Source organism: Parabacteroides sp. ASF519 (assembly GCF_000364265.2).
GTDB classification, from domain to species: Bacteria; Bacteroidota; Bacteroidia; order Bacteroidales; family Tannerellaceae; genus Parabacteroides; species Parabacteroides goldsteinii.
In genome coordinates this window covers 4,409,018-4,427,770 of sequence record NZ_AQFV02000006.1, presented here as the reverse complement: position 1 = coordinate 4,427,770, position 18,753 = coordinate 4,409,018, and the positions used below count along the sequence as shown (strand labels likewise).

At 44.4% G+C, this 18,753-nt stretch carries 16 protein-coding genes; 10 read left to right on the top strand and 6 right to left on the bottom strand.

Features of this window, described 5'->3' with window-relative positions; translation table 11 throughout:
• Nucleotides 1-163: 163 nt before the first annotated feature.
• Together icd and C825_RS17575 are read left to right on the top strand one after the other, a co-directional pair.
• Nucleotides 164-1,423 carry an NADP-dependent isocitrate dehydrogenase gene (gene icd, locus C825_RS17580; RefSeq protein WP_010803450.1) on the top strand — a complete coding sequence of 420 codons (1,260 nt, stop codon included), beginning with the start codon at nt 164-166 and terminating at the stop codon, nt 1,421-1,423.
• Between the two features lie 20 nt (nt 1,424-1,443).
• Complete coding sequence (locus tag C825_RS17575; RefSeq protein ID WP_007653552.1) at nt 1,444-2,790, top strand: citrate/2-methylcitrate synthase; 1,347 nt, start codon at nt 1,444-1,446, stop codon at nt 2,788-2,790.
• Nucleotides 2,791-2,905: 115 nt separating this feature from the next.
• Here the strand turns inward: C825_RS17575 and C825_RS17570 are convergent, their stop codons facing one another.
• The 4 genes from C825_RS17570 to C825_RS17555 all read right to left on the bottom strand — a co-directional run bounded on the left by C825_RS17570 (nt 2,906) and on the right by C825_RS17555 (nt 7,195).
• Nucleotides 2,906-4,147 (bottom strand): Hsp70 family protein, encoded by a 1,242-nt coding sequence (locus C825_RS17570; RefSeq protein ID WP_010803449.1) that lies wholly within the window; start codon nt 4,145-4,147, stop codon nt 2,906-2,908.
• 85 nt (nt 4,148-4,232) lie between these two features.
• Nucleotides 4,233-5,999, bottom strand: a complete 1,767-nt coding sequence (gene phoR, locus C825_RS17565) for a two-component system sensor histidine kinase PhoR (protein WP_010803448.1) — start codon at nt 5,997-5,999, stop codon at nt 4,233-4,235.
• Between the two features lie 15 nt (nt 6,000-6,014).
• On the bottom strand, nt 6,015-6,701 hold the full coding sequence (gene phoB, locus C825_RS17560) for a two-component system response regulator PhoB (RefSeq protein ID WP_007653558.1): 687 nt from the start codon (nt 6,699-6,701) through the stop codon (nt 6,015-6,017).
• Between the two features lie 212 nt (nt 6,702-6,913).
• Nucleotides 6,914-7,195, bottom strand: coding sequence for an HU family DNA-binding protein (locus tag C825_RS17555; protein WP_007653559.1), 282 nt, complete (start codon nt 7,193-7,195; stop codon nt 6,914-6,916).
• A 653-nt stretch (nt 7,196-7,848) separates the two neighbouring features.
• On the opposite strand from C825_RS17555, the gene C825_RS17550 reads away from it, so the two are divergent.
• The 8 genes from C825_RS17550 to C825_RS17515 are packed head-to-tail and all read left to right on the top strand — an operon-like array spanning nt 7,849 to nt 17,524.
• Entirely contained in the window at nt 7,849-9,969 is a 2,121-nt protein-coding gene (locus C825_RS17550) for a KamA family radical SAM protein (RefSeq protein WP_007659141.1), read from the top strand.
• Between the two features lie 35 nt (nt 9,970-10,004).
• Nucleotides 10,005-10,547, top strand: a complete 543-nt coding sequence (locus tag C825_RS17545) for a ferredoxin domain-containing protein (protein WP_007659143.1) — start codon at nt 10,005-10,007, stop codon at nt 10,545-10,547.
• A 35-nt stretch (nt 10,548-10,582) separates the two neighbouring features.
• The gene (locus tag C825_RS17540; protein ID WP_007659146.1) at nt 10,583-11,539 is read left to right on the top strand and encodes a hypothetical protein; all 957 of its coding nucleotides are present in this window, start codon (nt 10,583-10,585) and stop codon (nt 11,537-11,539) included.
• A gap of 34 nt (nt 11,540-11,573) precedes the next feature.
• Complete coding sequence (gene radA, locus C825_RS17535; RefSeq protein WP_007659148.1) at nt 11,574-12,947, top strand: DNA repair protein RadA; 1,374 nt, start codon at nt 11,574-11,576, stop codon at nt 12,945-12,947.
• 12 nt (nt 12,948-12,959) lie between these two features.
• Nucleotides 12,960-14,744, top strand: coding sequence for a hypothetical protein (locus tag C825_RS17530; RefSeq protein ID WP_010803447.1), 1,785 nt, complete (start codon nt 12,960-12,962; stop codon nt 14,742-14,744).
• On the top strand, nt 14,741-15,439 hold the full coding sequence (locus C825_RS17525) for a hypothetical protein (RefSeq protein ID WP_010803446.1): 699 nt from the start codon (nt 14,741-14,743) through the stop codon (nt 15,437-15,439). The genes C825_RS17530 and C825_RS17525 overlap by 4 nt, the downstream gene beginning before the upstream one ends.
• 6 nt (nt 15,440-15,445) lie before the next feature.
• Complete coding sequence (locus C825_RS17520) at nt 15,446-17,026, top strand: NAD(P)/FAD-dependent oxidoreductase (protein ID WP_007659155.1); 1,581 nt, start codon at nt 15,446-15,448, stop codon at nt 17,024-17,026.
• A gap of 54 nt (nt 17,027-17,080) precedes the next feature.
• Nucleotides 17,081-17,524: a VOC family protein gene (locus C825_RS17515; RefSeq protein ID WP_007659162.1), complete on the top strand. Its 444-nt coding sequence runs from the start codon at nt 17,081-17,083 to the stop codon at nt 17,522-17,524.
• A gap of 6 nt (nt 17,525-17,530) precedes the next feature.
• Here C825_RS17515 and C825_RS17510 read toward each other — a convergent pair whose 3' ends face one another.
• The gene (locus C825_RS17510) at nt 17,531-17,923 is read right to left on the bottom strand and encodes a hypothetical protein (RefSeq protein WP_007659163.1); all 393 of its coding nucleotides are present in this window, start codon (nt 17,921-17,923) and stop codon (nt 17,531-17,533) included.
• Between the two features lie 12 nt (nt 17,924-17,935).
• Complete coding sequence (locus C825_RS17505; RefSeq protein WP_010803445.1) at nt 17,936-18,745, bottom strand: peptidylprolyl isomerase; 810 nt, start codon at nt 18,743-18,745, stop codon at nt 17,936-17,938.
• Nucleotides 18,746-18,753: the final 8 nt, after the last annotated feature.

Sequence of the window (18,753 nt, the reverse complement as noted above, 5' to 3'; positions counted from 1 at the left end):
TTGGACTATCCCGTTCCCGTGCTTGACACGGGATCGCAAAGGCACAGACCGTATCCTATATGTATCTTTTGATACTGCTGGTTCTTCTGCGGCCCCGTGTCAAGCACGGGGACAAGATAGCTCAAAACTGATAAAGACTGAACAAAATTAATAAACTATCATGATGAATAAAATAACAAAACAAAACGACCATCTGATCGTCCCGGACAAAGTAACCATTCCTTTTATCGAAGGTGACGGAGTGGGAGCGGAGATCACTCCGGTCAGCCAGAAGATTGTAAACGCCGCCATCGAAAAAGCATATGGCGGCCGGCGCTCTATCGAATGGAAAGAAGTATTGGCTGGCGAAAAGGCGTTCAATCAAACAGGCAGTTGGCTGCCCGACGAAACAATGGATGCTTTCCGCGAATATATGGTCGGTATCAAAGGTCCGCTGACTACTCCCATCGGCGGCGGTATCCGTTCCCTGAACGTGGCTTTACGGCAGACACTCGACCTGTACGTTTGCCTACGTCCCGTCCGCTGGTTTAAAGGTGTCGTCTCTCCGGTACGTGAACCGCAGAAGGTCGATATGTATATCTTCCGTGAGAATACGGAAGATATCTATGCCGGTATCGAATGGCAGCAAGGAACACCTGAAGCAGCAAAATTCCTTCAGTTCCTGACGGACGAAATGGGAGTGACGAAAGTACGTTTCCCGGAAACTTCTTCATTCGGTGTGAAACCTGTATCGGTAGAAGGAACCGAACGGCTGGTGCGTGCCGCCATCGAATTTGCCCTGACCAATCAGTTGCCGAGTGTAACACTGGTGCACAAAGGAAATATCATGAAGTTCACTGAGGGCGGTTTCAAACTCTGGGGATATGCTCTGGCGGAACGCGAGTTTGGCGACAAGACATTCACCTGGCCGCAATACGAAAAGATCAAAAAGGAAAAGGGTGAAGCCGAAGCCGCCAAAGCGCTGGCAGAAGCATCGGCTGCCGGAAAGGTCATTATCAAAGATGTGATTGCCGATGCTTTCCTGCAAAATACCTTATTGATCCCGGAAGAATACTCCGTTATTGCGACGCTCAACCTGAACGGCGATTATATCTCCGACCAATTGGCCGCCATGGTAGGTGGCATCGGAATCGCACCGGGTGCCAATATCAACTACAACAGCGGTTATGCTATTTTCGAAGCGACGCATGGCACGGCACCTAATATTGCCGGAAAGAATATCGTGAACCCGTCTTCCCTCTTACTCTCCTCCGTGATGATGCTTGAATATATGGGTTGGAACGAAGCTGCCAACCTGATCACGGCTGCCATGGAAAAGGCTTTCTCGAAGGGAGAAGCAACGAATGACCTGGCACGTTTTATGCCGGAAGGAAAATCTCTTGGCACCAAAGAATTTGGTGATTGTATCATATCTTTATTGTAACCTCGTAAAAATAACTCGTGATGAAAAAAGAATATCTTATTTACAAACTGTCGGATGCGTCAAAAGATGCTTGCAAGATTGATAACGAACTGTTTCCGATGTACAACGTGAAACGTGGTCTGCGTAACGAAGACGGCAGCGGGGTGTTGGTCGGCCTGACCAAGATCGGTAATGTAGTTGGTTACGAACGCCTGCCGGATAACGGTGGCCTGAAAGCTATTCCCGGTAAACTGTTTTACAGAGGTTATGATGTGGAGGACCTGGCTCATGCCCTGATCAAAGAAAAACGTTTCGGTTTTGAGGAGGTAGCTTATCTGTTGCTTTCCGGAAAGTTGCCCGATAAAGAAGAGTTAGCCTCTTTCAAAGGCTTGATCTGCGATAATATGCCGTTGGAACAGAAAACCAAGATGAATATCCTTGACCTGGAAGGACAGAATATCATGAATATCCTTGCCCGTAGTGTTTTGGAAATGTATACGTTCGATCCGAATCCTGACGATACTTCCCGTGACAACCTGATGCGCCAGTCCATCGAACTGATCTCGCGTTTCCCGACCATTATAGCGTATGCTTATAATATTTATCGTCATAGTACACACGGCCGTTCCCTGCATATCCGCCATCCGCACGAAAACCTTTCGCTTGCAGAAAACTTCCTGCATATGCTGAAAAAAGACTTTACGGAACTGGATGCCCGTACACTTGACCTGTTGCTTGTTTTGCAAGCCGAGCACGGTGGCGGTAATAACTCGACCTTTACAGTCCGTGTAACCAGTTCGACCGGAACGGATACCTATTCTTCTATTGCAGCCGGTATCGGTTCGTTGAAAGGTCCGTTGCACGGTGGTGCCAATATCCAGGTTGTCGATATGTTCCATCATCTGAAAGAGAACATTGGCGACTGGAAGAATGTGGATGAAATCGATACTTATTTCATGCGTATGCTGAACAAAGAGGCTTATAACAAGACCGGCCTGATTTACGGTATCGGTCATGCCGTCTATACAATTTCCGATCCGCGTGCCGTTGTTTTGAAAGAACTGGCTCGTGACCTGGCTAAAGAAAAAGGACGTGAAGAAGAATTTGCCTTCCTCGAACTGCTGGAAGAACGTGCCATCGAATGTTTCGCCAAACATAAAGGAACGAAGAAACGTGTTTCTTCAAACGTGGACTTCTATTCAGGCTTTGTGTATGAAATGATCGGTTTGCCGCAGGAAATCTATACACCGCTGTTTGCTATGGCCCGTATCGTAGGTTGGACTGCCCATCGCATTGAAGAATTACATTTCGATGGAAAACGTATTATCCGTCCGGCTTATAAGAATGTGTTGGATGAACAGGTATATGTTCCGATCAAGGAACGTTGATCTTCGTAGTTCCCTGCCCTGGAAACAACAATTTCCTAGGCAGGGAACTACTGTTTCATTAGGGTGAAACTCGCGTTTCCTGCTTAGGAAACCAGACGGTCTCCGGCAGCGGAAGTTAGTAGCTCAAGGATAACCCGTAAGCTACACTATTAAAAGTATTCCCTGTACGTATCTTATCTTTTCCGAAGATGCGGTAAAGTATCTCCCTTACCGGAATGACAAGGCTGCTACCTCCTGTGATAAAGACGGAGTCGATATCTGCTGCGTTATATTGCGCTGTGTCCAGTATTTTCAGGATATATCGTTCGATCTCGGTAGTATGCCGTTCGATGATCGTAGCAAACTCACCGGGCGTGAAAGGCTCATGTATATGGATTGTCTCTTTTTCAAAGTCGATTGTTGTATCTTCTCCGGTCGAGAGGTTTATTTTGGATTGCTCGATTCCTTTGAACAGGGAGAAGACATAGTTATTATCGATCAAAACTCTTACATTATCTATCTTAGGATTGTTGCCTGAGAGATGGTAGTAGTTATCCATCGAACGGCGCAGTTTGCTCTCCTTCAACATAAATGTCCTTTCCCAGTTTTTCAGTTCGCGGTAGAGAATGGAAGGTATTTCAATCTCTTTATCGTACGATTGGTATTTTACGCCCCGGCCCAGATGGGGAGTCACTTTGTACCACATGATTTCCGAATCGAACAAGTCACCGCCGATATAGACACCACCGTGAGCGATGATATCGTCTTTGCGGTCTTCCTTACGGATTTTATCGGGAGAAAGGTTCATGATGGTAAAGTCGGAAGTACCGCCACCGAGGTCGGCAACCAGTACGTTTTCGCTATGATCGAGCCGTTGCTCATAGGAGAGGGCGGCGGCAATCGGTTCCAATTGTAATTTGATGTTTCTGAAACCGGCGTTACGGGCGGCAAGCGTCAGGCGGTTGACTGCCAAAGTCTCTTGCTTGGGGTCTTCCGAAAAAACGGCAGGTCTTCCAAGTATCACATCCGTGATTTCCGCTCCGGCGAAGGCTTCCGCTTTCTCTTTCAAATGGCGGATGATGCAGGTAACGAGTTGATCGGGCGTCATTCTTTTACCGAATATCCAGGTAGAAAGAAACTTGTCCTGGCGGAGCAGCGTCTTAACGGATTTCAGCAAACGCCCGGTCATCTCTTCTTCAATATATTTATCCTGGGCCTCTTTACCCACATAGTATTTCATCTCGTTTGTGTCCGGAAAATACAGAATGGAACTTTCGCTATACGAAAATACTTCTTTCCGTGTTGCTTTGTCTGTCAGCGATATAATAGAATTTGATGTTCCGAAGTCCAGACCGCATGTCAACTCGTTTATATTCATCTTTGCCTTGTTTTTTATAGGAAAATAGGGCGCGAAGATATAAAATACGACACATTTTTATACTATATATACTTGTAATTTATGTTTATAATTTTTTCTTCAGGGTAAAGAAGAAGGTCACTCCTTTGCCCGGACTACTCTTTGCCGAAATCTGTCCTTTATGGAAATTAACCCCATTCTTGACGATAGACAATCCCAGTCCTGTTCCGCCGACTTTGCGGCTACGTCCTTTATCCACCCGATAGAACCGTTCGAAGATGCGGTTGATATGTTCTTCCGAAATACCCACACCGTTATCAGCGAAACTGAAATAATAAAATTTCGGATCTTCTTTATAACAGTTCACGGTTATTTGGCTTCCTTCTCCGGCATATGCGATCGCATTGTCGTAGAGGTTACGGAAAATGGAATACAATAGGGAGTAGTTGCCATGTATCGTAGGATCGCCCGGCAGAATAACTTCAGATGTGATCTGTTTTTCTTCCATCTCTTTCGAACATTCCTTCTGGATCTCGACGATCAGTTTCGGGATATTTATGTCGGACAAGTCGAACATTTCGGACGCCTCGTCCAAACGGTTCAGTACAGAGATGTCACGTAATAATCCGGTCAGGCGCGTACTCTGTGAGTAGCAACGTTCCAGGAAGAACTGGCGTTTGTCGGGAGTAAGTTCCGGATTGCTGATAATCGTTTCCAGATATCCCTGAATGCTGCTGACGGGTGTTTTCAGTTCGTGGGCGACATTCTGGGTAAGCTGGCGTTTCATCCGGCTCTCTTCTTCCTGGCGTGAAATATCATTGATGGATATTTCGTAGCTGTTATCCAGGAACAGGATACATTCGATCAGAAATATTTTCCCGTTTTTATCGATCGTTACAGATTCGCGTAACACTTTCCGTTTCCGGTTCATGTTAGGGATATTTTTATTCAGGAAAGCCTTAATGGGTTCAAGTTCCCGGATATCCTGGGCATCTTCAGCCTGACGGATCTGATTGTCGGAAATAACATTTAAGAACTGGATGAACAGGATATTCGACAATATCTCTTTCCCTTCGGCCGTAAACATGGCGAATCCTTCTTTGGCGTACTGGAAATGCTTTATCAGCTTTTCACGTTCCATGGAAAGCTCGTCTTTGGCCTTCTGTTGCCGGTGATACAGTGTGACAATGTTCTTTGAGATATCTCCCAGTTCATCGTTGGGGAAGATATAATCGTTTTCCGGTATCCGGTCTTTTTCTATATTCAAGGCAAAGTCCCGTAGTTTGGATATGGTCCGTCCGATACTGAATGTAAAGCGGGAGAGGACAAAGAAAAAGATCAATGTCATCAGTATCATAAAATAGATGAAGTCCTTATCCGTGGATAAGGCACTTTGCACATAAGGATCATAAGGGAGCGCCGAACGGTAGATATAACTGCCTATATTGCTGGCCGAATAAAAATACCGTCTGCCCGTCGATCCCGAGGTGCGGATGGCAAAGCCTTCATTATACAAACGGGCTTTGCGCACTTCGCTACGATCGTTATGGTTGTTGAATTCTTCTGTCCCGCTATTATCGAACAAGACTTTTCCGTTGGGATCGATAATGGTGACACGCAATTCTTTTTGCGGAATATCTTCGATAAATTGCCTTACCGTCTTATTAATGTCGGTATCCTGTTGGGTACGGCTAAATAATTGGTAATTGTAGTTACTCAATACATTATTCAACTTCTCCTGCGAAAATTCCCGTTCCCGTTGGTATTGAAACAACAGGAAGCAAACTGTAAATCCAAGGAACATCACAAAAATCGACCAGAATAACCGCTGGCTGAAAGGTATCCGGTTTTTCATCTTTTCTACTCTTACCATGATTAAATAACAGGATTAGTACTCAAAACAATAACCGAAGCCGAGTCGGGTAACGATGTTTTTTCCGTAAGGGCCTATCTTTTTACGCAGACGGGTAATGTTTACGTCGATTGTTCGATCCAGCACATATACTTCATCTTTCCAGATACGGGACAGGATCTCTTCACGTGAGAAAACATTTCCTTTATTCTCCAGCAGTAATTTCAAAATCTCGAATTCTTTTTTGGTCAGCGGGACTTCCTTGCCGTCTACCGATGCTTTAATGCGTTTGGGATCGAGTGCTAATGTTTCATATTCGAGAAGTTCGTTCGTCTCGTTTTTCTCTTTATCGGTTGTTCTCCGTAATACAGCCTTAACACGTGCGACAACCTGGCGGATCGAAAAAGGTTTTGAAATATAATCGTCCGCTCCCAGGTTAAAGCCTGTCAGCATATCGTTTTCAGTATCTTTGGCTGTCAGAAATATGATCGGTATATCAGCCGTGCTTTCTTCTTTCCTTAATATACTCGCCATCTTGAATCCGGAGATTTCTCCCATCATAACATCGAGCAAAAGCAATTGATAGACAGACAGGTCCTTTTTTAATGCTTCTTCCGCACTAAAAGCCGTATCCACTTCATAACCTTCTATTTCAAGATTGAATTTGAGGATTTCGCACAAGTCCTCTTCGTCATCCACAACAAGAATTCGGGGCATATCCATAGTCTTTTTTATTTAATTTGAAATGAATAATTCATTCCTTTGTTTACAAAATTAATTATTTTCTGCAAAGGAAGGCATTTGGTATTTCGGTTGAATGAAATATATGTTACGATTCTGTTACATCAGCCGTTTTTGTCTAGGGGGAGAAAAGAACAACGTCCGTGCTATTGGTATAGTCCGGACGTTCATTTTACATATGGAGTGGTTTGGTTTTATTTGCTACCGTTCATAGCCTCCAGCAGGAATTTACCTGGTTTGAACTTTACTGTTGTTCTTGCCGGGATCTGTACCGGAGTACCTGTTTTGGGATTACGAGCCAAACGGCTGTTTTGCGGTCTAGGTAATAATGTGCCAAAACCAACGATAGATATTTCTTCGTTCTGGGACATTTTTTCTGTTACGATCTCCATGTAAGCTTCCAAGACCTTTTTAGCCTTTTGTTTTTTTAAACCGGCTTTTTCAGCCAACTCTACAATAAGTTCTGCTTTGTTCATAGGTATTATTGTTTTAATGATTAATACTGTTGCAAAATTAGTGAAAAAAATTACTATAGAAAAGTTTTTTGCAAATTCTGCTTACTTTATGTTTCAAAGTGAGAGGTTGGTTAAGACAAGATGACGATAAGTTGTTGTAAATATAATAGTCATGTTTTATTTAATGAGTTTGTAATAAGACTTTTTAGAAGGATATAATAAACCAGTTTGTAATATACATTTATGAAAGAATGTTAAAAATAAAAAAGTCTACTTTCACAAGTAGACTTTTTTAATACTTATAATGACCAATACCTTTACCTAAAATGTGAGGCTTGAGCCTCTAAAATTACTTTTCACAAAGATATAAATAGTTTTTGAAGATTGCAAGTGAAAACATATATTTTTCAAGCTTTCTATGAAGTGTAAAATACCTGGTTTCTTGTGGAATGCTAAAAATGAAATCAAAATGTAGTAAAATAGCCACATAAATATCATTTTGCTTTAAATATTTCTCTTATTAGAATGTTTTAAAAGTGGATATTCATCGTTTTCCGATTAAAAATATTATATTTGTGGACAAGTGTAAGTGTATATCCCCGGATATAATCTCTCCCTATGTGAGTGGCATGATTGTAATATTACTCTAATCAATATAAAAAGCAGCGATGTTTATGATTAAAAGAAAAGAACTAACGTACGACAATTCTTATTTACTAAAAGTGTTTAACAGGGACTTTCCTCATTTGGTGACAATGGCGGAAGAGAGCCAGAACATAAAATTGTTCAGGGAGGCTCTGCGCTCATTCGTTTCTTCCCGGATTGAAATCAACGGAGGTGGCAGTAATATGGGAAATGCCGTGGCGAAGCGTATTTTACTTTTAATCGAATATGACGGGTCTCCTATTGATGAACTTTCAACAGGTGAGGAGTTGTCTGTGCAAACAATCACTTATTTCTGGCAATTACTGACGGGAAAGCTGGCAGACGAAGTTTCTCCCGACCTGTTTATTGACCTTTATCATCAGTTCAAGTTACTGGAGCATCCCGAGAGCATCGAACCGGACCGTTCCCTGGTTAAGCGTCAGATGCATCGTTGGCCGACCGGTTTGGATGAAGAAGTGGTGGCAATCCGTGAAGCAAATAAAGACCGTATTATAAAACGGCTTATACGGAAGATAGAGCGCAGGAGTGCACCGTCGTCCCGTTATCAGTTTTTACCGGAGATGACTTACGAAGAAAAATATAATCAGGTACAGGAATGGTGGAACACTGCCCGTTTCCATCTGGCATTGGCTATCAAGAGTCCGACGGAACTGAATTATTTTCTGGGTGAATCCCTCTCGGAAGAGATGATGCAGCTGTTGGCCCGTGCCAGAAAGAAAGGTATGCCGTTTTTTGTTACGCCTTATTATTTATCCTTGCTGAATCCGGGAACGGAAGGCTATGACGACAACACGATTCGTTCGTACGTCCTTTATTCAGATGAATTGGTTGACACATACGGTCATATAAAAGCCTGGGAAAAAGAGGATATCGTGGAAGCCGGTAAGCCGAATGCCGCCGGATGGCTTTTGCCTGAAGGTCATAATATCCACCGCCGTTATCCGGAAGTGGCCATTCTTATTCCTGATTCGATGGGAAGAGCCTGCGGAGGCTTATGTGCTTCTTGTCAGCGCATGTATGATTTCCAGAGCGAACGTCTTAATTTCGATTTTGAAGCATTGAAACCCAAAGAAACCTGGGATAAGAAACTCCGTCGTTTGATGCATTACTTTGAAGAAGATGCCCAGTTGCGGGATATTCTGATTACCGGAGGTGACGCCCTGATGAGCCAGAATGCTACTTTGCGTAAGATATTGGAAGCTGTCTATAAAATGGCTGTCCGTAAACGTAAAGCGAATGAAGAACGGCCCGAGGGTAAAAAATATGCCGAGTTGCAGCGGGTTCGCTTAGGTTCGCGTTTGCTGGCTTATCTGCCGTTGCGCATTACAGATGAACTTGTGGGAATTTTGAAAGAATTTAAAGAGAAGGCTTCTGCTATCGGAGTCTCCCAGTTTATTATTCAAACCCACTTCCAATCTCCTTTGGAAGTAACTCCCGAAGCCAAACGTGCTATAAAAGCGATATTGGATGCCGGATGGGTGATAACGAACCAATTGGTTTATACGGTTGCAGCTTCCCGGCGCGGACATACTGCCAAACTGCGGCAGACGCTTAATTCCGTCGGTGTGATTTGTTATTATACGTTCTCGGTAAAAGGGTTTAATGAAAACTATGCCGTGTTTACCCCGAACAGCCGTTCGCTTCAGGAACAATATGAAGAAAAGATTTTTGGCCTGGTTCCCGAAGATAAACTCGCCGAATTGGATGATATTGTCACCAATAAACGCCCGTTAGGAAGAAAATTGTATAATTTCTTGAGAGAGAATCATTTGTTGTTTGCTGCAACAGACCGTAGTGTCTTGAATCTGCCGGCTATTGGTAAAAGTATGACTTTTAAAACAGTAGGTCTCACCGCTGAAGGAAAACGAATCCTGAAGTTTGACCATGATACCGGACGCCGGCATAGCCCTATCATCAATAAGATGGGGGAAGTATATATCGTAGAGAACAAGTCGGTAGCCGCTTATTTGCGTCAATTGGAAGAAATGGGAGAGGACGTTAAAGAATATCGCAGCATCTGGAATTATTGCGAAGGAGTGACCGAACCGCGTTTCAGTCTGTACGAATATCCGGATTATCCGTTCGCCATCACAGAAAAGATGACTAATCTTGAACTCGAAAACGAGTAAAAGTGTATCTTTGTTCCTGCTAAACCAATAAAGAAATGATACAAAACGAAAGAGAAATACGGCACGAACATGTGTTAGAGGCTGTCCGTCAGATGATGACGGCTGCTCGTACGGCTCCCAAAGGTAAGGGGATTGACATTATAGAGATTGCAATGGTTACCGGTGAAGATATACAACGTTTGTCTGACGAGATGCTGAAACTGGCAGCAGAAACCGGATTTAAGTTTATTTTGCGTGATGCGGATAATATTTTGAGTGCGGAGGCTATCGTGATATTGGGTACACGCCAGCAGGTGCAGGGACTGAACTGTGCTCATTGCGGTTTTGAAACGTGTGTGGAGAAGCCGGCAGAAGTACCTTGTGCGATCAACTCGGTCGATTTGGGAATCGCCATCGGTTCTGCTTGTGCGACGGCTTCCGATTTGCGACTGGATACCCGTGTGATGTTTAGTGCCGGGATGGCTGCCCAACGTCTGGGATGGCTGGGCGAGAGCAAGAGCGTAATGGCTATCCCTGTCAGTGCCTCTTCGAAGAACCCGTTCTTTGACCGCAAACCCAAAGAACAACCTGTGAAATAATTAGCTGGAATTTGGACAAATAATTCGATGACTCTATGATAAAGTTTGACAACAAACTTGAGATACGTTATTCATTTAACGATAAATCCGCTTATATGGATGCCTGGATTAAGCACCGGTGTGAAAAAGAGATACTCTCCATGCTGCGTGTCCTGGCCGATTTGCTGGATGTGAAGATGACTGCTCATTGCGAACCCTTTTCACAAGAAGGTGGATACCGCGTCGTATGGCCGATAGCAGGCGAAAGTTCGCGTTCTATCTCTGTCGTATTAAATATTCTGATGCAGGTACTGACCCGGCCTACTTTGTCTGTCGGAGGGCAGCCTTTGGTTGACCGGACCAATTCGGATGAAGAGAATATGCAGAAGGAAATCTCGCTTTTGAAGCGTTCGCTTAAACTGAAACAGGCCGGTGCCCTGATACCCCGTGAGTTGGTGGAACTGCTGGCATCCTGGCCGAAGTTCTGTAAATATAAATCCAATTTCTATGAAGCGTTGCGTGGGTATCCGAAAGTGACAAAGATTAATGTACGCGAACTGAATGAAAATAACCGTAGCCGTTCCGGTTCTCTGGAGGTGAAACGTGAACAGTTCGATTATTTCATCCTTCGTTCGGACGACCTGCCGACTATCAAAGACAATAAAGCGACCATCGAAATTATCTCGCCGGTATTGAAAGATAGCCGTTACCGTTGGAAAGGTATCTATAATAAAGGCGGGGAGACAATCGACTTCTACATGTGCGATGAAGATTTCAAGAAGCAGATGTTCGACGAGAAGATTTCTTTCACCAGCGGCATGTGTATCGACTGTGTGCTGGAAATCGCTCGTAAGCTAAGTGAATTGGGCGAGACAATTAACATCAGCTATACGGTAACGACTGTAATCCGTACCCGTTTCGACAAACTGGAAATTGTTACTCCGCAAGGCAAGCGCCATCTGCGTAAGCTGGAGGCGGAGAAGAAACAACTTACACTCGACTTATTTGGCTAACTTTTCCTATCTTTACGCCAAATCTTAAAGATGTATGGCTAAGACAAAAACAGTATATGTCTGCTCCAATTGCGGAGCAGACTCTCCTAAGTGGGTCGGTAAATGTCCGAATTGCGGCGAATGGAACACCTATGTGGAAGAAATCGTTGCAACCAAAGAACCTTCTGCAAAACGTATTATTCCCGGTATAACAGAAACGGGTAAAGTACGTCCCGTCCTGTTACGTGATATTACCTCCGAAGAAGAATCCCGGATTGATTTGAAAGATGGAGAACTGAACCGTGTCCTGGGAGGCGGTTTGGTGAAAGGCTCGTTGGTGCTGATTGGCGGTGAACCGGGTATCGGTAAGTCGACTTTAGTCCTGCAAACAGTTCTGGGATTGAACAATCTCAAGACATTATATGTATCGGGTGAGGAAAGCAGTCGCCAGCTGAAACTGCGTGCCGACCGTATCGCCCACGAAAATCCGGAATGCTTCATTCTGAGTGAAACGAATCTGGAACAGATATTTGTCCAGGCCCGTAACGTACAGCCTGATTTACTGATTATAGACTCTATCCAGACAATCTATACAGAACTCGTTGAATCTTCTCCCGGCAGCGTCTCACAGGTTCGTGAGTGTAGTGCAGCAATCCTTAAATATGCCAAAGAGAGCGGTGTCCCTGTTCTGCTGATAGGCCATATTAATAAAGAAGGAAGTATTGCCGGGCCGAAAGTACTGGAACATATTGTCGATACCGTTCTTCAGTTTGAAGGCGATCAACATTATATGTACCGTATTCTCCGGAGTATCAAAAACCGTTTCGGCAGCACGGCTGAATTGGGTATTTATGAGATGCGTCAGGATGGCTTGCGTGAAGTCAGCAACCCGTCCGAGTTGTTGCTGACACAGAACCATGAAGGATTGAGCGGTGTGGCAATTGCTGCCGCCATCGAAGGCATACGTCCTTTCCTGATAGAAACACAGGCGCTGGTAAGTTCGGCTGTCTATGGAACTCCGCAACGCAGTGCGACGGGTTTTGATCTGAGAAGAATGAATATGCTGCTGGCTGTGTTGGAGAAACGCGCCGGATTCAAGCTGATACAGAAAGACGTGTTCCTGAACATTGCCGGGGGACTGAAGGTCAACGACCCGGCTATCGACCTGGCTGTTATCAGCGCTATCCTTTCGTCGAGTCTCGATATCAGTATCGAACAAGGCGTTTGTATGTGTGGCGAGGTCGGCTTGTCGGGCGAAATCCGTCCGGTCAACCGCATCGAACAACGGATTCTGGAAGCAGAGAAGCTGGGCTTTTCACGCATCATCATCCCTCACAATAACCTGAAAGGGTTTGATACGAATAAATGTAAGATACAAATCGTACAGGTCAGAAAGGTGGAAGAAGCTTTCCGGCATTTGTTCGGTTAAATCCTTTTTATTATGGATAGTAAATTAATTTGTTATTTGTGTTGTATCTGTTTGCTTTGGAGTTGTGAATATAAGATACATGAAAATTTTGTTGATATCGAGAAACCTCAGGATTCGGCAAATGCCAGTATTGATTTGAATGCTGTTACCGACGGGCAGACAATTTTAATCAATAAAGAGACGGAATTAAATTATTCGTTGACAGCATTCGGTAAAGATATCAAAGGACTAAAGTTTAAAATGGGCGATATCGTTTGGAGTGATTCGGATTTGCAACCTAATGGTTCTCTGATGATTTCCTCATCGACTTTCCCTTCCGGGAATTATACGTTAACCTGTGAGTGTTATTCCCCGACAGGTAGCGGTAGTATTGCCGACCAAATGGAAATAGAAGGATATTCTTTCAAGATGAGTTGGCCGGTAATTATCGACTATAGTATGGAATTGCCCTCTATTATATCACAGGGAGTTAGTGTTGACGGGTATTTGACCTTGAACTGGGCGGAACCGGTTCTTTCCCATCTTGAGTTACAGTCGTACACCATTACCGGCGGTTCTGAAGGATACACGGTCGATGTGACTGTTCCTGCCGGAAATACTTCGTGGACGGATAAGAATAATCTGGGGGCGGAATCGGTTTATAATATCCGGATGAACCTGCGTGACGGAAATACGACATTGGTCTGGCCAATGGGGGAGGTTAAAATGCCGGATGCCATTCGGTATTATATTGTTAAAGCTGATATAGAAGAGACAGTGGTGGCTTGGGAAACCCCTTATCCGGCCGATATTTCTGTTCGGTTGGATGACGGAACTGTTTTCAGGCCGGATGACGGGAAGGCGACAGTGTCATTGCCGCCCGGCGAGTTCGGTTCGATGACAACGACTTATAACGCCCGCTTGGTTCTTGTTTCTACAGAAGATCCGGGTAAGACTACATTCAGGGAATTGCAGGTCGGATCGCCCGGAATTTTTCAGTATGAATCACGGGGTGCGAGATGGGTATATAACCGGATGACGGGTTGTCTGTATGCCCAAGAGCCGGGTTCTTTGCGATGTTATTCTACCGATGGCGAACTGTTATCGTCCGATAACCGAAGTTCCGGGTGGGGAGTGTTCAGCTCTCCGGTATCCGGCAGGGTTGTTACCGATGGTAATCCGGCGAATGTTTTTGATGGTCGGACATTGGCATTGTTGAATAGTGTAGATTGTGAAGGCTATTCTTCTCTTTTAGGTATAAATGCAGCAGATGAATTGATTTATTGTGCCTACAAGGGTGATGGAAGCGGGGCTATTCTGCATTTCTCAACATTGGAGGGCGAACATTTGGCTGCTATACCTTCGAATGCTTTGACTCCTCAAATGTCGGTCGACGGTAAATATCTGATGTATGAGGATGGGTTCGATCAGAAACTGATCATATTGAATAATCATCAGATTGTTGCAGACACCAAAATGCCGTATTCTTATGGAACTTATTGGAAAAGCATGCTTCATCCGGTACATCCCGATCAATTGCTGATCGCCTACGACGATTATGTGGAGGTGATTCATTTGCCGGATTTCAAGAGAATCAAGATTATACGGAAAGACATGTACGCGCAACTGGTTAATGTCGATCCGTTAACCGGCAATTTGTTGATTTACAATAGTAATAATCTCAAAGTCCTTTCTCCCGAAGGAGAAGTGTTGTTCACATTAAAAACAGCGTCGTGGATTTATCCCCTTTTGTTAGGTAATACTTTATTGTCGTTCGACGGATATATATTGAACATTGAAAAATACTTGCAGAAATGATACGGATTTATATAATAACTATAATATGTCTGTTGACAACATTGTCATTGCAGGCTCAGGAGTTGACCCTGGAATATAATGTCGGTTTTGCAACTTATAAAATGGGAGATATGAAGTCGTTGCTCGACGAAGCAAAACCTTCTTTGAACCATGTTAAAACAACCGATAACTTTCCTGGTTATATAACTCATCAGGCTAAATTGGGGCTTGAATGGAGGAAATTGCATCAGGCCGGATTATTACTTGATTTTATGAATACTGTAGGCAATAAAGGAGTCTCTGACTATTCAGCGTCTTACAACTTTACTATTCGTACGAAAGGAGTTCGTTTAGGAGGATTTTATCGTTTTGCTTTACCGGATTTTTCGGAATGTATCGTGAGGCCTTATTTGCAGTTTTCAACCGGCGTTGTTTTTAATAACGGTACTGTCGAGGAGGAAGTTACTTTAGCGGAAAGACCAAAAGAAATAATAGACTCCGAATCTCTTGACGGAACAAACTTTTTTATTGAACCTGCTGTTGGTGCAAAGATACGGATACATAAGAAACTCGCATTGAATATAAATGTCGGTTATGAATTTGATCTGACAAAACGATTCAGGAACAAAGGCCAGTCGCTTACGATAGCTCCTGATTGGAGTGGTTTGCGCCTTCAGGGAGGTATTATCTATTATATCCCATTAACAAGCAAATAAACAGATATGATACAAGAATTACAACTCCGCATCCTGCCGGAGGAGGCTGTGAATGAGCAATCATTGAAACAGGTGGTGGCGCATGAAACCGGTGCTCAGCCAAAAGATATTCAGGCCGTGCGTGTATTGAAACGTTCTATCGATGCCCGTCAGCGTACGATTTATGTGAATGTCAAGCTACGTGTATTTATTAATGAACAACCGGAAGAGCCGGAATATCAGTCGGTAGAATATAAAGATGTATCCGGAGGGAAACAGGTCGTTGTTGTCGGTGCCGGGCCGGGTGGTTTGTTTGCTGCCCTTCGCCTGATTGAATTGGGACTGCGTCCGGTGATTATCGAGCGGGGGAAAAACGTTCGTGAACGGAAGAAAGATATTGCCCTGATCAGTCGCGAACATACGGTAAACAGTGAATCGAATTACAGTTTCGGTGAAGGTGGTGCCGGAGCCTATTCCGATGGTAAATTATATACCCGCAGCAAGAAACGCGGTTCGGTAGACAAGATATTAAATGTTTTTTGCCAGCACGGAGCGAGTACCTCTATTCTGGCCGATGCCCATCCGCATATCGGTACGGACAAGCTCCCCCGGGTGATAGAAAATATCCGTGAGCAGATTATCCGTTGTGGCGGTGAAGTGCATTTTGAAACCCGTATGGATGCCTTGATCCTGAAAGAGGACGAAGTGATCGGTGTGGAGACGAATACCGGAAAGACTTTTTACGGTCCGGTAATCCTGGCAACCGGACATTCGGCACGTGACGTTTACAGATACCTTTATCAGCAGCAGATTCCGATAGAGGCGAAAGGTATTGCGGTAGGCGTCCGCCTGGAGCATCCGCAGGAACTGATCGACCAGATACAGTATCATCGCAGGGAGGGAAGGGGTAAGTATCTTCCGGCTGCCGAGTACAGTTTCGTTACCCAGTCGAACGGGAGGGGTGTTTATTCTTTCTGTATGTGTCCCGGCGGGTTTGTTGTTCCGGCGGCGAGCGGTCCGAAGCAGGTCGTCGTGAATGGGATGTCTCCCTCTAATCGTGGTTCCCGTTGGTCTAACTCCGGAATGGTGGTCGAAATTCGTCCGGAAGATTATACCGAACTGATGAAACATGAAGAAGTGACGGTCCCGGCTGATTCGCCACTGGCTTTGATGGCCTTTCAGGAACGGCTGGAAGAAGTCTGCTGGTTGAACGGAGGCATGAAACAGACGGCACCGGCACAGCGTATGAACGATTTTGTAAACAAGAAAAACTCCTTCGATCTGCCTGTTTCCTCTTATACTCCCGGTTTGCTGGCTTCTCCGCTTCATTTCTGGATGCCGGAATTTGTAACCCGCCGTTTGCGTGAAGGTTTTCGTTATTTCGGAAAGGTATCGAAAGGCTTTCTTACCAATGAAGCACTGATGATCGGTGTCGAAACACGAACTTCTTCTCCCGTCCGTATTCTTCGGGACCGTGACACCTATCAGCATGTTACGATAAAAGGACTTTTCCCTTGCGGGGAAGGAGCCGGTTATGCAGGTGGTATTGTGTCGGCTGCGATCGATGGGGAACGTTGCGCGGAAGGAGTGGCGGCATTGGAAAAGTAACAGTTGCCAACTGAATAAAGAAATACTATTTGATAAATTTTAGAAAGAACAATTATGAGGTTTAGTAATGTAAGATTATTAGTCAAAGACTACAAAAAATGTTTTAATTTTTATGCCGGGCAGCTTGGTTTAGAGCCTGCTTGGGGAGATGAAAACAGTGGTTATGCAAGTTTTAAAGTAGCAGATGGAATAGAAGGATTTGCTCTTTTTGTATCCGACTGGATGGCTCCGTCAGTGGGCAATGCAGATAAAGAATTACCTGTGGGATTTCGAGAGAAATCACTTGTATCATTCAGTGTGGATAATGTCGATAACACTTATATGACTCTGAAAGATAAGGGTGTGATATTCGTTAATGAACCAACCGATATGGCTGATTGGGGAGCGCGCACAGTACATCTGCGTGATCCCGAAGATAATTTAATAGAACTTTTTTCACCCTTAGCTCCGGAACAATATAGCGAAGAATTAATAGAAGAAAATAAGAAATTCCAGTAAATAGAATTATTCTTTCAGCCGTTCCTCGATCTCGTTCAGCAAATTGACCCTTTCCAGCGAGAACGTACTGTCATGTGCTTGCAGGTATTCCAGCAATTCTTTAGCCCGCAGGAGTATTTGCGGTTGGTTTTCCGGTTGGAGGTAACTGTCCTCGATCAGGGTCTTGATTGCTATTTCAAGGCGTAACACACCGCCGTTATCTTCATTGTCCAGAGAACGGAGAATCTCTTCGGGAGATGTGGTCATCAGGAAATCCTGATCCAGTTTGAGTGAACTGTAGACCGTTTGTATTAACTCCGGATTTTTACGGGCAGCGTTAGCATTCCGGTTGAAGATGATCTGGGCGATCACTTTGCCCAGTTCTTCTATCTGGACCATGATAAAGTCTCTTTTTAACATATAAATGATGTTTTATTCAATAATAACACTAATGATTCTGATATCTTTTTTAGGACGGTCATATTGATCTTTCGGCTGGTTGGCAATGATATCCAGCACATCGAATCCTTCGGTCAGTTCGCCGAAGATGGTATAAATACCGTCCAGGTGGTGGCATCCGCCGTCTGTGGTGTATGCCTTCCGTTGCTCGTCTGTAAAGATCAGGTGTCCCGGCGTTGCCAGAATCATGGAATCTATCCGGGCGTTGACGGCTGTTACCCGTTTGTTGTATTCCCGTTTGTTGCTTTGTTTCAGCATTTTTAAGTCGACGGCAATAGGACGGTAGAACTTATCCAGCGCTTTTTTTCGTATGTCCTGGTTGGCAATCAATTCCAACGTATCCAGTTCCCCGTTGCGATAGACTTTCCCTTGTACGATAAAGAACTGCGACATATCCGATTTCTTTTCCGGATTGACATCATCGTTTTGACGCGGGGCGGCCAGCGCACCTCTCTTGTGGAAATATTTATCGTTCAACTCCGGCATGATCTCCGCCGACGAATCACCAAAACCGCAACGGGCTCCGGCCGGTGCATTCTTTGAGTCGGGCGCTCCTCCCTGGATCATAAACTCTTTGATCACACGGGTAAAAAGTGTCCCGTTGAACTCGCCTTGTCTGGCCCGGGCGATAAATGTACGGACATGATTCGGGACATCGTCATACAGCCGGGCTTTCATGGTCCCTACGTTCGTGTTGATAATTACTGTCTTTTCAGAGCTTTGAGCATTAAGCCCTGTCGCGGCAAATAACAAAGCAAGTGCTATACGATATATTTTCTTCATGATCTTTT

Coding starts and splice junctions, on each gene's coding strand:
- icd (WP_010803450.1), top strand. CDS start 164: ATGAATAAAATAACAAAACAAAACGACCATCTGATCGTCCCGGACAAA.
- C825_RS17575 (WP_007653552.1), top strand. CDS start 1,444: ATGAAAAAAGAATATCTTATTTACAAACTGTCGGATGCGTCAAAAGAT.
- C825_RS17570 (WP_010803449.1), bottom strand. CDS start 4,147: ATGAATATAAACGAGTTGACATGCGGTCTGGACTTCGGAACATCAAAT.
- phoR (WP_010803448.1), bottom strand. CDS start 5,999: ATGGTAAGAGTAGAAAAGATGAAAAACCGGATACCTTTCAGCCAGCGG.
- phoB (WP_007653558.1), bottom strand. CDS start 6,701: ATGGATATGCCCCGAATTCTTGTTGTGGATGACGAAGAGGACTTGTGC.
- C825_RS17555 (WP_007653559.1), bottom strand. CDS start 7,195: ATGAACAAAGCAGAACTTATTGTAGAGTTGGCTGAAAAAGCCGGTTTA.
- C825_RS17550 (WP_007659141.1), top strand. CDS start 7,849: ATGATTAAAAGAAAAGAACTAACGTACGACAATTCTTATTTACTAAAA.
- C825_RS17545 (WP_007659143.1), top strand. CDS start 10,005: ATGATACAAAACGAAAGAGAAATACGGCACGAACATGTGTTAGAGGCT.
- C825_RS17540 (WP_007659146.1), top strand. CDS start 10,583: ATGATAAAGTTTGACAACAAACTTGAGATACGTTATTCATTTAACGAT.
- radA (WP_007659148.1), top strand. CDS start 11,574: ATGGCTAAGACAAAAACAGTATATGTCTGCTCCAATTGCGGAGCAGAC.
- C825_RS17530 (WP_010803447.1), top strand. CDS start 12,960: ATGGATAGTAAATTAATTTGTTATTTGTGTTGTATCTGTTTGCTTTGG.
- C825_RS17525 (WP_010803446.1), top strand. CDS start 14,741: ATGATACGGATTTATATAATAACTATAATATGTCTGTTGACAACATTG.
- C825_RS17520 (WP_007659155.1), top strand. CDS start 15,446: ATGATACAAGAATTACAACTCCGCATCCTGCCGGAGGAGGCTGTGAAT.
- C825_RS17515 (WP_007659162.1), top strand. CDS start 17,081: ATGAGGTTTAGTAATGTAAGATTATTAGTCAAAGACTACAAAAAATGT.
- C825_RS17510 (WP_007659163.1), bottom strand. CDS start 17,923: ATGTTAAAAAGAGACTTTATCATGGTCCAGATAGAAGAACTGGGCAAA.
- C825_RS17505 (WP_010803445.1), bottom strand. CDS start 18,745: ATGAAGAAAATATATCGTATAGCACTTGCTTTGTTATTTGCCGCGACA.